The sequence below is a fragment of the Corynebacterium sp. MSK158 genome (assembly GCF_030229085.1).
In the GTDB taxonomy this organism is placed as follows: domain Bacteria; phylum Actinomycetota; class Actinomycetes; order Mycobacteriales; family Mycobacteriaceae; genus Corynebacterium.
The window spans coordinates 1-1428 of the sequence record NZ_JASPHJ010000032.1 but is presented as its reverse complement, the minus strand read 5'-3'; the positions used below and the strand labels follow the sequence as shown (position 1 = coordinate 1428).

General features: G+C 53.9%; 1 protein-coding gene. It reads right to left on the bottom strand.

Annotated features, from left to right (window positions below; genetic code table 11):
• Positions 1 to 67: 67 nt before the first annotated feature.
• Entirely contained in the window at positions 68 to 1267 is a 1200-nt protein-coding gene (locus QP915_RS11570) for an IS1249 family transposase (RefSeq protein WP_284769431.1), read from the bottom strand.
• Positions 1268 to 1428: the final 161 nt, after the last annotated feature.

The following is a 1428-nucleotide window of genomic DNA, read 5'->3' as shown; positions in this document are numbered from 1 at the left end:
GGCCTAAACGACAGAATGTGTTGTTTTGCGGCGTGTCGGGCTAAACGACATTTTGTGTTGGTGGAGTTTAGCGTATGTGGCCTTTGCGTATTCCCATAGAGTGGTTGTAGGCAGTGTCGATGGCACTGTCGTAGGTTGCTGGTCGGCCTTCTTCGTGGCCGCTGGTGGCTTGTTTTTCCTGGTTGGCTAGGGTTTGTGCTTTGGCGAGTGCGTCCTGGCCCCAGTTTTGCTGCCTGGCGATCTCTACAGGATCGTCAGGCAGCTGCGTATGTAGATGCAGCCACCAGTCGCAGGCGATGCGCTGTTGTTCATCGCGCAGTCCGCGGTGGGTGTGCAGGAGTTGCTTAATTTGTGAGTTCACCCCGCCTTCTAGCTTGTTGGTCGTGCGTTCCAACCGTTGGCCTTTTTCAGCTTCGGTGAGGTAGGCAAAGAGGTGTCCTTGTTGGCTCATCTTCTTTAGCTGCAGGTAGATTCCGCGGTGAGTGTAGTGGGTGTACCACCACTTTTTGTTCCGGCGCTTGGACTTTGGAATCTGATCGAAAGGGACGTCTTTGACGTAGGTACGGGCTTTGAGTTGGGTGCTAAATACGGTGCCGAACTTTTGTAGTTTCACTATCCATTCGGCTGCCTTATCTAGGTTGTCAACGGCGAGTAGTTCAAAGGAAAGCCGTCGTAGTGCTTTGCCCATCGGCGAGGTGGGGTGAAGGCCGGTGGCGCGTTGGATATTGCGCTTGACGTGGACAATGCAGCGTTGGACCGGGGTATCAGGCCATAGGTGGTGTAGTGCTTTAAGGCCTCCGGAATCCCCATCGCAGGTCACCAATTGTGGTGGGGCTAGTGGGTCGAGCAGGCGTGTGTAGGACCAGGAGGATTCTTTTGTGCACCAGAACCAATTGATGACATGGGTGGAGTCGGCAGCTACAACAAGGCACTTGGTGTTGAAGTAGGTGCCGTCGATGAAGATTTGATCGTAGATTCTCTGCTTATCAACGCTTCGGGGAGGTTGGATAAGCCAGAACGGTGTGAAGCGTCGTTGCAAAGTTCGTGGTGAAACACCGCAGGTTTTAGCTGTTTCTTCCAAGCTGTTGCTGGAGGTGAGCCAGAAGATGAAAAGGCGGAACCATTTGGCTTGCACGGCATCGTTATTCACGCGGGTGAAGGTGGCCTTGCAGGTGCGGCATCGCCATCGTTGGCGCCCAGCACTCGTTGTTCCGTGTTTCGTGCATGTCCCGCCGCAGACGGGGCATCGAGGATGATTTTTACTCATCCCCTCATCGTGAGCCTAGGTGCCTAGCACACCGGCATTCCTTTGGCGGTATTTCATGGTCGAAGCTGGAATATCCCTCTGGATAAGTGAAATAGTCCTAATATCAGCACGCCAGACCGGCTAGCCGTACAACCTCACCAACACATCGTGTCGTTTAGGCC

What these genes read in the sequence shown, in the direction of transcription:
- QP915_RS11570 (WP_284769431.1), bottom strand. Translation starts at nt 1,267, where the DNA reads ATGAGTAAAAATCATCCTCGATGCCCCGTCTGCGGCGGGACATGCACG.